Origin of the sequence: Micromonospora sp. NPDC051227 (assembly GCF_044455385.1) — a bacterium.
In the GTDB taxonomy this organism is placed as follows: domain Bacteria; phylum Actinomycetota; class Actinomycetes; order Mycobacteriales; family Micromonosporaceae; genus Micromonospora.
This window is the reverse complement of record NZ_JBITET010000006.1, coordinates 286200-299525: the sequence shown is the minus strand read 5'-3', so window position 1 is coordinate 299525 and position 13326 is coordinate 286200. Positions and strand designations below refer to the sequence as shown.

Annotated in this window: 10 protein-coding genes; 7 read left to right on the top strand and 3 right to left on the bottom strand. The window is 69.6% G+C overall.

Going from position 1 to position 13326, the window contains the following annotated elements:
* Positions 1-94 precede the first annotated feature (94 nt).
* Both ACIA47_RS18065 and ACIA47_RS18060 read left to right on the top strand, forming a co-directional pair.
* Positions 95-1177, top strand: coding sequence for a LacI family DNA-binding transcriptional regulator (locus tag ACIA47_RS18065; protein ID WP_396709205.1), 1083 nt, complete (start codon positions 95-97; stop codon positions 1175-1177).
* A 147-nt stretch (positions 1178-1324) separates the two neighbouring features.
* Entirely contained in the window at positions 1325-4786 is a 3462-nt protein-coding gene (locus ACIA47_RS18060) for an alpha-glucuronidase family glycosyl hydrolase (RefSeq protein WP_396709203.1), read from the top strand.
* Between the two features lie 75 nt (positions 4787-4861).
* Here the strand turns inward: ACIA47_RS18060 and ACIA47_RS18055 are convergent, their stop codons facing one another.
* Entirely contained in the window at positions 4862-7861 is a 3000-nt protein-coding gene (locus ACIA47_RS18055; RefSeq protein ID WP_203116144.1) for a glycosyl hydrolase family 95 catalytic domain-containing protein, read from the bottom strand.
* 505 nt (positions 7862-8366) lie between these two features.
* Between ACIA47_RS18055 and ACIA47_RS18050 the strand changes: the two genes are divergently transcribed.
* Positions 8367-9371 carry a hypothetical protein gene (locus ACIA47_RS18050; protein ID WP_396709200.1) on the top strand — a complete coding sequence of 335 codons (1005 nt, stop codon included), beginning with the start codon at positions 8367-8369 and terminating at the stop codon, positions 9369-9371.
* A 15-nt stretch (positions 9372-9386) separates the two neighbouring features.
* Here ACIA47_RS18050 and ACIA47_RS18045 read toward each other — a convergent pair whose 3' ends face one another.
* A complete protein-coding gene (locus ACIA47_RS18045) occupies positions 9387-10190 on the bottom strand; it encodes a helix-turn-helix transcriptional regulator (protein WP_203116142.1) in 804 nt (267 codons plus the stop codon).
* Between the two features lie 178 nt (positions 10191-10368).
* Here ACIA47_RS18045 and ACIA47_RS18040 point away from each other — a divergent pair, with 178 nt between their 5' ends.
* Both ACIA47_RS18040 and ACIA47_RS18035 read left to right on the top strand, forming a co-directional pair.
* Positions 10369-10719, top strand: a complete 351-nt coding sequence (locus ACIA47_RS18040; protein WP_203116140.1) for a DUF1330 domain-containing protein — start codon at positions 10369-10371, stop codon at positions 10717-10719.
* Positions 10720-10817: 98 nt separating this feature from the next.
* The gene (locus ACIA47_RS18035; protein ID WP_396709198.1) at positions 10818-11693 is read left to right on the top strand and encodes an alpha/beta fold hydrolase; all 876 of its coding nucleotides are present in this window, start codon (positions 10818-10820) and stop codon (positions 11691-11693) included.
* A gap of 7 nt (positions 11694-11700) precedes the next feature.
* Here the strand turns inward: ACIA47_RS18035 and ACIA47_RS18030 are convergent, their stop codons facing one another.
* Positions 11701-11931 carry a hypothetical protein gene (locus ACIA47_RS18030; RefSeq protein WP_396709196.1) on the bottom strand — a complete coding sequence of 77 codons (231 nt, stop codon included), beginning with the start codon at positions 11929-11931 and terminating at the stop codon, positions 11701-11703.
* 96 nt (positions 11932-12027) lie between these two features.
* On the opposite strand from ACIA47_RS18030, the gene ACIA47_RS18025 reads away from it, so the two are divergent.
* Complete coding sequence (locus tag ACIA47_RS18025; RefSeq protein WP_396709194.1) at positions 12028-12753, top strand: TetR/AcrR family transcriptional regulator C-terminal domain-containing protein; 726 nt, start codon at positions 12028-12030, stop codon at positions 12751-12753.
* Between the two features lie 173 nt (positions 12754-12926).
* Positions 12927-13325, top strand: a complete 399-nt coding sequence (locus ACIA47_RS18020; RefSeq protein ID WP_203116133.1) for a hypothetical protein — start codon at positions 12927-12929, stop codon at positions 13323-13325.
* The last annotated feature ends 1 nt before the right edge of the window (position 13326 follow it).

Here is a 13326-nt window from a genome sequence, read left to right as displayed (position 1 = left end):
ATCTGATCGGGCCGCTGGATTGTTGCGGGGGCATTGCCGAGTATTCACCGCCGCCATACCATGATCACGGCGCGTAGCCGGGAGGAGCATGCAGATGCCCGACCACATCAGGCCGCCGGGACAGCGAGTCACGATCTACGACGTCGCCCATGAGGCGGACGTCTCACCGTCCACGGTGTCCCGCGCCTTCTCCCGACCGAGTCGCGTCAACTCCGAGACCGCCGAACGGATCCGGCAGGTCGCCGAGCGATTGGGCTACCGGACCAACCCCCTCGCTCGTGCCCTCACCACGTCCCGTACGCAGATGATCGCGCTGGTCATCGCCGACATCACCAACCCGGTGTACGCCGAGATCGTGCGCGGTGCGCAGGAGGTGGCGGCCGACGGCGAATACACCACAGTGCTGATCGACGCCCAGGAGTCCGACCGGCTGGAACGGGCGGCGGTCGAACGCACCATGTCGACAGTCGACGGCATCGTGCTGGCCAGCAGCCGGATGTCCGACTCGGCCATCCGGATGGTCGCCAAGCAGCGGCCGGTGGTGGTCCTCAACCGCGCTCTCGCCGACGTGCCGTGCGTCGTCACGGACGACAGTCGTGGGGTGCGGCGGGCCGCCGAGCACCTCGGCGAGTTGGGACACGACCACATCACCTACGTCGCGGGGCCGCAGGCGTCCTGGCCCAATGGCGTGCGCTGGCGCTCGCTGCTCGAGGCGGGGATGGAGCTGGAGATCAAGGTTCGGCAGATCGGGCCGTTCAGCCCCACCTTGGCGGGCGGTGAGCGGGCCGCGCAGGAGCTGTGCGCGCGTCCCGCGACGGCGGTCCTGGCCTTCAACGACCAGATGGCCATCGGGATCATCCGCGGCCTCAGCCGGATGGGCGTCAACGTTCCGGGCGACGTCAGCGTCGTCGGATTCGACAACATCCTCGCCGCCGACATCGTCACGCCCGGGCTCACCACCGTCGCGGCTCCGCTCTACGCGGAGGGCTCGGCCGCCACCCGGCACCTGCTCACGATGATCGAGGGGGCGCCCGGGCACACCGGCCGGCCGATGGTCCTGCCGGTACGCCTCGTGGTCCGCGACTCGACGGCCGTGCGCAACCCGAGCCCCGGTCGGGCCCGACCAGCGTGGGTGCGGCAGCGGCCTGTTCCCGGCCCGGCGGCCCACCTGCCGTGAGGGCCGAGCGGCCCCGCGACAAGAAACGACAACTCGTTGCCGGGGCGGAGCCACGCCGGGAAGGATCGACGCGCATCCATCCAGCAACGTCGTTGCGCTCGCGGGACGGGCCGAACGGCGTCCCAGTGAACGAACGAGGAGATGGTGATGAACCGAGCTTCGGTGCCCCGGCTACGGCGAACCCTCATCGTGCTGGGCACGGCACTGGCCACCGTCGCGGCCACCCTCACGGTCGCCACCACCACGCCGGTCGCCGCGGCCCCGTCGCCGGACGACTACAACGGCTCCGACCTGTGGCTGCGGTACGTGCCGGTCGACGACGCGAAGCTGCTGCGTGACTACCGCCGCGCGGCCACGACGATCGTGGTCGAGAACGCCGACGCCACGAAGGTCCATCGGCACACGACGGACCTCGCCATGGCCCCCGGTTCGAGCGAGAAGCTCGTCGAGACCACGCTGGGCGCCGCCCGGGACGAACTGGTCCGCGGTCTGGGCGGGCTGCTCGGTCAACCGACACCCGTGGCGACAGTCGACGCCGGCACGGTCCCGGACGGCGCGGTCGTGGTGGGCACGCCGACGAGTTCGCCGCTGGTGGGCCGCACCGTCACGACCCGCGACCTGGCCAGTGTGGGCGACGAGGGCTACCTCGTCCGGTCGGTGTCGAAGGGCAGGGCACGGTTCACCGTCATCGCCGGAAACACCGACCTCGGCGCGCTGTACGGCACCTTCGCCTTCCTCCGGCTGCTACAGACCCAGAAACCCATCGACCACCTCCGCGTCGCGGAGTCACCGAAGATCAAGCATCGGTTGCTGAACAACTGGGAGACCGAGCGTCTCTACGCGGGCAACAACGCCTCCGGCCTGGGCGGGCTGAACGGGGAGAGCGGGGCGATCTTCAACTTCGCCGCGACCGGTGCCAGTGCCGGCCGGAACCTGCCCGTCATTCTCGACCGCTACCTCGTCATGGCCCGCGCGTTGGCGTCCCTGGGCATCAACGGGATCACCATCAACAACGTCAACGCCGACAACGCGTACCTGACGAGCACCCGCATCGCGCAGGAGGCGGCCCTCGCCGACGCGCTGCGTCCGTACGGCATCAGGCTGGGCCTGTCGATCCGCTACACCGCGCCCACCGACAGCCGGTTCGCGCCGGACACCCTGACCAACAGCCAGCTCGATCCGTACGGCGCGGATTTCCGGGGCTGGTGGCACCGCCGGGCCCAGCAGATCCAGGCCGCGATCCCGGACTTCATGGGCCTCACCGTCAAGGCCAACTCCGAGGGCCAGCCGGGGCCACAGGACTTCGGGTACGACCACGGTGACGGCGCCAATGCCATCGCCGCCGCGGTGGCGCCGCTCGGGATGACAGTGCACTGGCGGACGTTCGTCTACAACGCCGAGGTCGACAACGACCGGCTCAAGCGGGCCTACCTGGAGTTCGGGCCCATCGACGACGAGGTCCAGCCGGACGGCAGCCGGGGACGCTTCGCCGACAACGTGTTCCTCCAGACCAAGAACGGGCCACTGGACTTCCAGGCCCGGGAGCCCATCCACCCGATGTTCGGCCGGATGGAGAACACCAACCAGGCCCTGGAACTCCAGATCACGCAGGAGTACACCGGCCAGAACTGGATGCTGGCCTACCTCGGCCCGATGTACGAGGAGATCCTCAAGACCGACACGTACGCGACCGACGCGAACGGGAAGCTGCTCAAGAAGCGCCTGGTCGGCAACATCGTCGACGGGACCGCCCAGCACCACCCGGACACCGCCATCGTGGGTGTCGCCAACCTCGGCAACGCGGACAACCTGACCGGGCACCACTTCTCCCAGGCGAACCTGTTCGCCTTCGGACGCCAGGCCTGGGACTGGACGCTCGACTCGGCGGACATCGCGACCGACTGGACGCGGATGACCTGGAGCAACGACCGGCGCGTCGTCGACACCATCCGCGCGATGATGATGGGCTCGTGGGAGTCGCTGGTCAGCTACCAGACGCCGCTGGGCATCGGCCACCAGTTCGCCGAGGGCGCCCACTACCGTCCCGACCCCGCCGACTGGGCCGGCCGCGACGACTGGAGCCCGATCTACTACAACAAGGCCGACAGCGTCGGTCTGGGCTTCGACCGCTCGCCCACCGGCAGCAACCTGGCCGCCCAGTACTTTCCCCGGTTGCAGCAGCGCTACGGGAACATCAACTCGGTCCCGGAGAACCTGCTGATGTGGTTCCACCACGTGCCGTGGGGCCATCGGATGGACAGCGGCCGGACGTTCTGGGACGAGTTGGTCTACCGCTACCAGATGGGCGTCCAGTACGTGACCTGGATGCGGGAGACCTGGGACACGCTCCAACCCGACATCGACGCACGCCGGTTCGCGGAGGTGCGCGCCAAGCTGGCGGTGCACGAGGCGGACGCCGCCGACTGGCGGGACACCTCGGTGAACTACTGGAAGGAGTTCAGCGGGCGGGACATCCCGGTCGACGACGCGCCACTGTCGGCGACGATCGTGGTGAACGGGAAGAGGTTCGGCGGCTTCAACCTGTCGGACACCTCGTACACCATCCCGGTGCCGGCCGGGGCGTCGCCGACCATCACGAAGGTGCGCACGGCCGATCGGAAGGCCCGCTACGAGATCATCTCCCAGGCGGCCGGCGTACCCGGTCAGGCGGTCGTCAAGGTCACGACGGAGAGCTTCTTCGGCCCCCTGGTGAAGAACTACGTCTTCAACCTGGTGCCCGACACGACGCTGACGGCCCTGCGCGTCGACGGCAAGCGACTGGCGTCGTTCGCGCCGACGGTGCTGCGTTACAACGCCCTCACGCCGGCCGGCACCACGACCGCGCCGACGGTCACCGCCAGCGCCGCCGACCCCGCCGCCACGGTCGCGGTCGAGCAGGCGAACAGCCCCATCGGGCAGGCCCGGGTCACCGTCACCAACGGCGGAGCCTCATCGGTCTACACCGTGGACCTGAACACCACCATCACCGGCAGCGACGAGTTCGACTCGGCTCAGCTCAGCCCTCAGTGGCAGTGGGTCCGGCCGGACGAGAGCAGCCGGCGTCTGGCCGACGGGTCCCTGGTCATCACCGCGCAGCAGGGCGACCTCCAGGGCAACGCCAACACCGCGAGAAACCTGGCCCTGCAGGACGTCGACGGCGACTGGACGGCCGAGTCCAGGGTCGTCTTCTCCCGTCCACTCGCCACCAACAACGAGCAGGGCGGTGTGCTCGGGTACGCGGACGACAACAACTACGTGAAGCTCGCCTGGGAGATGGGCAACGCGACCGCCGCCGTCAACAAGACCCGGATCGTCTTCCTGCGCGAGCAGAACGGCACGGCGTCCACCCTGGAGATCACCGGAGCGGATGCCCAGCGGATCGTCGGGGCCGACGGCGTCATCTGGCTGCGACTGACCAAGATCGGGGACAGCTACCGCGCCTACTACTCCACCGACGGGAGCGTCTACCGCTACATCGGCTCCACGACGCTCAACGTCGAGCCGACGAAGGCCGGGCTGCTGGCCTTCAACCGGGCCGGCACCTCTACCGACCTCGACGTCGCCTTCGACTACTTCCGGATCGAGAGCCGCGGCGAGCGCATCCGCTGACGCCCGACGACGTCCGGGCCCGTCCCACTCGGGACGGGCCCGGACGCGTTCACCAGGTGGTGGGCTCGGCCGCGGTCAGCCCCCGATCGCGATGGCGAAGATGTGCATGGTCGGCACGTTCGTGGCGGGCCGGGCGCTGATGTTGGGCAACACGACCGAGGCCACCGCCTTGCTCTGCAACGCGACACCCACGTAGTAGATGCAGGCGGCGGTGGCCTGGCGGCCGTTGTTGGGCCGGTTCTGGTACGCGGACACGATGGCCGCGGTTCCCCCGGAGTGCGGCCCGCCGTACCAGTCGGGCGTGCTCAACGTGAACGTCTGACGGGTGCCGTCGGCGTAGACCACAGTGCCGGTCCCCGACACCGCACCGTAGGTGCCGGTCAGCAGGAAGCCAAGCGTGCTGCCGGTGCCGGTCACACCGATTGTCTGGCCCGAGGCGATGGCGTTGTCGGCGGCCCCGGAGCTGACGTTGGGCCAGCGGAAGTTGACCCCGTTGCGACTGATCGTGCCGCCCGGGTTGGCCCCGGCCTGCGCCAGGGCCTGTGCGGAGAGCGAGGCCCCGCCGCCGTCGAAGTTCCCGACGTTCGTGTTGTTGTCGCTGGTGATGCCGACGTTGCTGAAGCTCTGCTCCAGCGTCGGCGTGGTGGCACCGGAGCTGGTGACCCGGTAGGTGCGTCCGGCCTGCACTGTGACGTCGATCAGGTCGGACTCGATCCGGGTGGTCCGGGCCGTCGTACCGTCGGCGGTGTCGACCACCGTGACGGTGCCGGTCAGGATCCGGGAGCGCAGGCGGACGGTGCCGGCCCGGTCCGGTCGGATGAGGATCTCGGTGGCCAGACCGCTCGCCCAGGTGATGCCGACCGTGTGCCCACCCCGACCGCGCAGGCCGGTCACCCGTCCGCTCGGCCAGGCCGGCGGCAGCGCGGGCAGGACGTGCAGCTCGCCGGTGTGGCTCTGCAAAAGCATCTCGGCGATGCCGGCGGTGGCGCCGAAGTTGCCGTCGATCTGGAACGGCGGGTGCAGGTCGAACATGTTGGGCGCGAGCCGCGCGGTGGTGGCGAGGTAGCGGATCAGGTCGTGGGCCCGCTTGCCCTCCTCCATCCGAGCCCAGAAGTTGATTTTCCAGGCCAGCGACCAGCCCGTGCCGTCGTCGCCGCGCAGCGCCAGGGTCCGCCGGGCCGCCTCGAACAGCTGCGGGGTGCCGCGCTTGGTGATCTGGTTGCTGGGGGCCAGCCCGTAGAGGTGGGAGATGTGCCGGTGGTTGGGTTCGGTCTCCACCCAGTCGTAGAGCCACTCCATGATGTTGCCGCGCGAGCCGATCTTCATGGGTGGGAGCCGGTCCCGGGTGGCGCGAACCTGCGCCCGGAATGTGCTGTCCACGTTGAGGATCTCGCTGGCCCGTGCGCACGCGTCGAACAGGTCCCGCAGGATCTGGTTGTCCATTGTGGGGCCGGCACACACGCTGGCGTTCGCGTGGTGGCTCAGCTCCGGCGAGTTCGACGGGTTGGTGACCAGGTAACCGAGGGTCGGCTCGGTCACCAGGGTGTTGAGGAAGAACTGCGCCGCCCCCTTCATGGCCGGGTAGTTCGTGCGCAGGAACTCGATGTCGCCGTTGAACAGGTAGTGATCCCAGATCAACGTGGACAGCCAGGCGCCGCCGGTCTGCCACATGCCCCAGAACGCGCCGTCCACCACCGCTGTGGCCCGCCACGCGTCTGTGTTGTGGTGGGTGACCCAGCCACTGGCGGCGCCGTACTGCACCTGGGCGGTCCGCGCTCCGGCGACGGCGAGGTCTCTGACCATGTCGAAGACCGGGTTGTGGCACTCGGCCAGGTTGGTGGTGTTGGCCGGCCAGTAGTTCATCGGCAGGTTGGCGTTGATCGTGTATTTCGAGTCCCACGCCGGGGCCAGCGAGTCGTTCCAGATGCCCTGGAGGTTGGCCGGCTGGGTGCCGGGCCGCGACGACGAGATCAGCAGGTAGCGGCCGTACTGGAACAGCAGCGTGGAGAACTGCGGGTCGTTGACGCTGTTGTGCTGGGCGATCCGGACATCCGTGGTCTGGTCGGCCGCGGACGTGCGGCCCAGATCGAGAGTGACCCGGCCGAACAGCGCCTGGTAGTCGGCCACGTGCCGGCTGCGCAGCTGGTCGTAGCTGCTGGCCCGCGCGGCGGTGAGGCGCTGCCGGGCGATGCCCTGGTAGTCGCCGCCGACGTTGCGGTAGTTGACGTAGCTGGAGCCGATGGAGATCAGCAGGACCACGCTGTTGGCGTTCGTCACCCGCAGGGTGCCGCCGGAGCTGGACACGCTGCCGCCGCTGACTGTCGCGTTGGCGAGGGCCAGGAAGCGGACCTGGCCGTTGACGCCCTCCATGTTTCCGGAGATGCCGTCGAGGCCGATGGTGGTGCCGTCGGGGCTGGACACCGACGTCCGCTGCGGGCTGTCGAAGGTGGCGGTGAAGCTGATCGAGCCGGTCCGGTCAGCGGTCAGTCGCATGGCGATGACCTGATCCGGCGCGCTCGCGAACACCTCCCGCTGGTGGCGAACGCCGTTGAGCACGTACGACGTCGTGACGGTGGCGGTGGTCAGGTCGAGCGTCCGGTCGTACTGTGACGCCCCGCTGGCGGAACCGAACGCGAGCCGCAGGTTGCCGACGGTCTGGTAGGCCAACTGGCCGCCGGGGTTACCCATCATGGTCTGGTTGATCAGATCCTGGGCCTGGGTCCACTGGTTCGCGTTGACCAGCCGCCGGATCTCCGCGAGTGCTCCCGCGCCTCTGGGGTTGCTGGGATCGTGCGGCCCACCGGCCCAGACGGTGTCCTCGTTGAGCTGAAGTCGCTCGGTGTCGACGTTGCCGAAGACCATGGCGCCGAGCCGGCCGTTGCCGATCGGCAGCGCCCGCAGCCAGTCGGTCCCGGCACCTTCGTCGTACCAGAGGGCGAGGTCCCCGGCGGCCAACACCTGCGGCGGCGCCACCGAGTCCGCTCGTGCCACGGCGGTCCAGGGCACCGGCAGGAGAGCACCACCCGCGCCGGCTGCGCCGATCTTGAGAGCCTGCCGTCGGGTCAGGTCTGACATCGATCCTCCAAACGGTGACCAGTCCGGCCACCCCGAAGCGTGACAACTATGGGACTCGACATGGGGATCCGCTTGGTGGGGCCAACCGGGACCCTGCCTGAGCAGGCCGACGCCGGGCCTTGGCGAGCCAGACATCTGATGTGTTTCGGGAAGGTTACTCCGGGGCCACAGAATAGGCAACGGTCGATCGATGGGTGGACGCCGCACCCCTCTGGCCGGTCAGCGAGACGAACGGACGGGTGAGCAGCGGCGGACCGACGCGGCACCGCACGGCAATCCGCCAGAATCACGCCGACGATCACCCATCCCGATGGACATACATCAGATGTACGCAGGCGGGCAGCCGAGCCACCCGCGCACCAGCTCCGACGTGCGCCGCGAAGCGGCAGCGCAACCGCAGTGGGTTCAAGAGCGCGCCCATTGAGGACTGCGGCTCCCGTTCCGCAATCGGGTTGTTCTCTGCCGGCGCACGGGTGACCATGGGCGGCATGGCGGGAGCTCGGAGGTGAGATCGCCACTTCAAGGTGGACTGCCGCCGGGCGGCGCGGTGGTGGTCGGGGCCGTCGTGGAGATCGCCTGCGACGAGTCGGGATTCTCGGGTACGAACCTGCTGCACTCGACCGCCCCGGTGATCACCCACGCGAGCGTCGACCTGGCCGTCGACGAGGCGGTCGCGCTCATCACGGCCCTGCGGTCCGGGTTCCGGATCGCACCGCACGAGCTCAAGTCCGGCCGGTTCCTGCGCGGCTCGGGTGCGCAAGAGGCACTGGAATGGTTCCTGGCGGCGCTGGCCGGCCGCGCGCACGTCCACCTCATCGACAAGGAGTTCTTCCTCGTCACCCGGATCGTGGACTTCCTGCTGACCGAGCCGTCGTACGCGGCGGGCACCCGCCTGGCTCGCGAGCACCATCCGGCGGCTCTCGCCCTGCACGAGGCCGGACGCTCGACCGGCAGCGACTGGGGCACCTTCCTGTCGGCGTTCGTCGACCTGGTCCGGATGAAGCGGCGACTTCCGGTCGACCAGACCGTGCAGAGGTTCTTCCAGGCCCGGGACGCGCTGCGGCGACACGGCCTCGGCACGGTGGCCGACGCCGTCCTCGACGAGCTCAGCCCGAGCCGCGTGCGGGCCGTGGTGGCCAGACTCGACGTCGACGACCGCACGGTCCCACCTCCACTGGAACCGCTGCTGCCGGCGCTGGCGGAGACGGTCCTGTCCTGGAGCGGCGGCCAGCGGCAGGTGCTGGTGACCCACGACGAGCAGAGCGCCCTGACGGCCGACCGGCTGACCCGCCTCCAGCGGGTGTTGGCCGACGGTGACGCGTCGGCGGCCGGCGTCGACCGGGCCGGGGCGTTGCCGAACGGGGTGTCACCCCTGGCGGGGCTGGTGATGGTCGACTCCCGCGACGATCCGCGCGTCCAGGTCGCGGACCTCCTCGCGGGAGTGGCCCGACGGATGCCCGGCATCATCGACGACGCGCTCCGTCAGCCGCCGCCCATTCCCACCGGGTGACGGCAGCGGCGCTGGTCACGAGTCGGCACGAGCTCGGAGGGCTTGCGTGGTCGCCGAGTCAGCGGGAAAGAACGCCTCGACGGCCAACCCGGCGACTGTCACCTCCCGCGGCGTACCGAAGAGGGTCGTGGTGCTGACGAAGGACAGCTCCTGGTCACCGTGCCGATAGCGCAACGGGACGAGAACACGTGAGAGGGCATCGCTGGCCGGTGTCGTGTCGACGTCGCCACCGGGATAGCCCCGCAGCTCCTCGTGCAGGTCGTACAGGATCGGGTCGTTTGTCGTCGCCGCCTGCTGGCGCAGCCGTTTCAGCAGGTGGGTGCGCCACTCGGGCAGGTTGACGATGCGCGGTGCCAGACCGTCGGGGTGCAGGCTGAGGCGCAACACGTTGATCGGTGGGGTGAGCAGGTGAGGCTGCGCGTCCATGGTGAACAGGGCGACGGCAGGGTTGGCTTCAATGAGGTGCCAGTGCTGGTCGACGAGCAGCGCGGGGTACGGGCTGTGACCGTCGAGGATCTGCCGTACGGCGGCCCGTACCGGTGCCAGCTCGGGGTCACCCAGTTCGTGGCGGGGATAGGCTGGCGCATAGCCGCCGGCCAGCAGCACCGTGTTGCGCTCGGCCAGCGGCATCTCCAGGTGTTCGGCCAGCCGCAGGATGAGGTCCGGGCTCGGCCGGGATCGCCCGGTCTCGACGAAGCTCAGATGCCGCGCCGACACTCCCGCCTCGATCGACAGGTCGAGCTGGCTCATCCCGCGAGTCCGGCGCCAGTCGCGCAGCAACTCCCCCACTGGTGGCCCGTGCCGGGTCGAGATCGTCACCCACCGACCCTAATTCCGCACCGACAGCCGGGCCATTACCTGCGAGGTAATCGACAGCCTGCCGGGACAGCGGAAATAGTTCTTTCGGCACTACCGATCCGGTGCCGTGCCGGGGCGGCCCACGCCGCCCGCCACCACCGCGACCCAGGTCCACAACCAGACGCAAGGACAGGCAATCATGACCGCGTACGCGCTCGCACACCTCCGCAAGGCGCCCGTCCACGCCGAGGTGCTGACGTACCTGGAGCGAATCGACGCCACCCTCGCACCCTTCGCGGGCCGGTTCATCGTCCACGGCGGCACCATCGACGTCCTGGAGGGCGACTGGCCCGGCGACGTGATCGTCATCGAGTTTCCCGACCTGCAGCAGGCCCGCTCCTGGTACCGGTCCAGCGACTATCAGGAGATCAAGCCCCTGCGGACGAGGCACCTCACCGGCGAGGTGATTCTCGTCGACGGAGTCGAGCCGGGCCATGACTCGTCGCAGCTGGCCGCGACCATCCGCCGCGCCACGATCGGTAGCACCTGACCTTCGCCCCGCCGGGGCACGAGCGCCGTCCCGAAGAACCGGATGGCTCGCCGCTAGCAAGGCACCCTGACACAGTCAGCCGCCCATAGTCTCATCGGATGCAGGACATCCAGACGCACACCCTGGTCATTCCCGGCGTCGACCTGGTCTACGACGTCCGCGGCCCGCTACCTCCCACCGGCGCCCATCGTGCGCTGCTCATGATCGGCCAGCCGATGGCGGCGGAGGGCTTCACCGCGCTCGCCCCGCACTTCACGGACCGCACGGTCCTCACCTACGACCCGCGTGGTCTGGGCCGGAGCGTCCGCAAGGACGGTCGGTCCGACCACACGCCGCAGCAGCAGGCCGCCGACCTGCACGCGCTCGTTCAGGCGCTCGAGGTCGGTCCGGTCGACGTGTTCGCCAGCAGCGGCGGCGCGGTGACCGCACTCGAACTGGTCGCCACCCACCCCGACGACGTCGCCACCCTGGTGGCGCACGAACCGCCGATCAACGCCGTGCTCCCCGACGCCACGGCCGCCGAGCGCGCCCGAGCCGGCTTCTACGAGGCGTACCAGGCGAAGGGCTCGGGTGCGGGGATGGCCGCGTTCATCGCCATGACGTCCTGGCAGGGCGAGTTCACCGATGCCTACTTCGCCCAGCCCGCTCCCGACCCGGCGATGTTCGGCATGGCCCCCGACGACGACGGCAGCCGCGACGATCCGCTGCTGTCGCAGAACTCGTGGGCGATCACCGACTACCGTCCCGACGCGAGCGTGCTCACCGCCGCGCCCACCCGGATCGTGGTCGCTGTCGGCGAGGAGTCGGCCGGCACGTACACCGCTCGCACCGCCCTGGGCCTCGCGGCGCTGCTCGGCCAGGAGGCCGTGGTGTTCCCGAGCCACCACGGCGGGTTCCTCGGCGGCGAGTTCGGCTACGCGGGCAAACCCGAGGAGTTCGCCGCGCGGCTGCGGCAGGTGCTGGACGCCGGCTGACCCCTGCTCAACGGGTTGCGTCGGAGTAGACCTCGACGTCGTAGAGCAACTGGACGTCGCGGCGGCCGTTGGTGATGCCGACGAAGACCGGATCACCGGCCGGGGTGCGGCCCTGACGCCACGCCTGCTCCCGGGCGGCCTCCCGCGACGCGTGATGGATCCTGCCCTCCTGATGCAGTTGCAGCACCCGACGAGCGGTGCTCCGGTCGGTGCCGAGGTGGATTCGCAGGAGAGGCATGCCGGGACCTCCTTGCGCCAACCGTCACTCCAACTTTCCTACGGACAACCACCTTACCGTCGTTAAATTGCCTGTCCATCTGTTTAGGATGCCCCCATGACCCCCGTCGAGCCCGGCATGTCCACCTCACCCTCGACGGCGCGACCCGACAATCACACCGCGCCGCCGGTATGGCTGCGCGCGGCGCCGTCGCGGGCGCGGCGGAAGCCACCCTTGACCCTCGATCGCATCGTGGACGCGGCCGTGATCGTGCTGGACGAGCTTGGCGCCGAGGGCCTGACAATGCGCTGTCTCGCGCAGCGGCTCGACGTGACGGCGACCGCGTTGTACTGGCACGTGAGGACGAAGGACGACGTCCTGGACCTGGCCGTCGACCGGATCTTCGGCGACGTGACCGTCCCGGACGCGAGCGACAACTGGCTGGAGGACATCCGCGTCCTCGCTCGCGCCTGGCGCGGCGCCATGCTGGATCATCCCTGGGCCGCAGGGCTCGTCGGCCGCCCCATGCTCGGTCCGAACGTGCTGGCCCGCACCGAGTTTCTGCAATCGGCGCTGGTACGCGGCGGCTGTAGCGGGCTGCACCTCGCGGTGACGACGCGCCTGCTGGCCAACTACGTCATCGGCGCCTCGCTCACCGAAGCCACCTGGCGACGGACCACGGAGCCTGAAACCAGGGCCGCGGCCCGTGCCCATATCGTGGCGAGCGCCAACGCCTATCCGACCCTCGACGCCTCGGGCCACCTCGACGACACCCGATGGGACGACGACCTGCTGTTCGAGCAGGGCCTCAACGGCATTCTCCGCACGGCGGCCTGGCGCTAGCGAGCGAACCCATCGGTACCGGTGCCAGCAGACGTCGCCGACCCCGCACCGTCCGGAACGAGTAGGAGGCTGGGAGCTCGTGCAGTTAGGCCGACCAGCCGTATCGTGGGAAGCGAAGGCGACGATCCGCCGCCTTCGATGAAGTTCCTCCCGCGGCGGTCGAGGAGAACGAGATGACTGGTCTGGCGGCCGTCGGCGCAATCGTGGGTGTCCTGCTCGTCGGTCTCGTGGTCCTGGTCCGCAAGCCGGCCAACACCCGGTCGGTGCTCAGATGGTCGGCCCTGGCGATCACCGCGCTGGTGGCAGCCGTGCTGGCTCCCTTCACCGTGGACGACTCGGGCGCCGCGGCCAGCTATCTGCTCGGCGTTCCCGTTGTCGCGGCACTGCTGCCCGTTCTCGCGCAGCGGGTCGGTCGACTGACAGTGGTCGTCGATCTGGTGGCCGCGCTCGTCCTCACCGGCTGGGGGCTGCTGCTCGGGCTGGGCATCGGTGTCGCGTTCCTACCAGCGGTGATACTCCTGATCGCCAGCGCCGCGGGCACCTGGGCGCCGCGACCGTCCACCACCACGTGAC

Excerpts from the sequence above, each read along its gene's own strand:
- ACIA47_RS18055 (WP_203116144.1), bottom strand. The coding sequence starts at position 7,861 with ATGTCAGACCTGACCCGACGGCAGGCTCTCAAGATCGGCGCAGCCGGC.
- ACIA47_RS18065 (WP_396709205.1), top strand. The coding sequence starts at position 95 with ATGCCCGACCACATCAGGCCGCCGGGACAGCGAGTCACGATCTACGAC.
- ACIA47_RS18060 (WP_396709203.1), top strand. The coding sequence starts at position 1,325 with ATGAACCGAGCTTCGGTGCCCCGGCTACGGCGAACCCTCATCGTGCTG.
- ACIA47_RS18040 (WP_203116140.1), top strand. The coding sequence starts at position 10,369 with ATGACCGCGTACGCGCTCGCACACCTCCGCAAGGCGCCCGTCCACGCC.
- ACIA47_RS18035 (WP_396709198.1), top strand. The coding sequence starts at position 10,818 with ATGCAGGACATCCAGACGCACACCCTGGTCATTCCCGGCGTCGACCTG.
- ACIA47_RS18025 (WP_396709194.1), top strand. The coding sequence starts at position 12,028 with ATGACCCCCGTCGAGCCCGGCATGTCCACCTCACCCTCGACGGCGCGA.
- ACIA47_RS18030 (WP_396709196.1), bottom strand. The coding sequence starts at position 11,931 with ATGCCTCTCCTGCGAATCCACCTCGGCACCGACCGGAGCACCGCTCGT.
- ACIA47_RS18020 (WP_203116133.1), top strand. The coding sequence starts at position 12,927 with ATGACTGGTCTGGCGGCCGTCGGCGCAATCGTGGGTGTCCTGCTCGTC.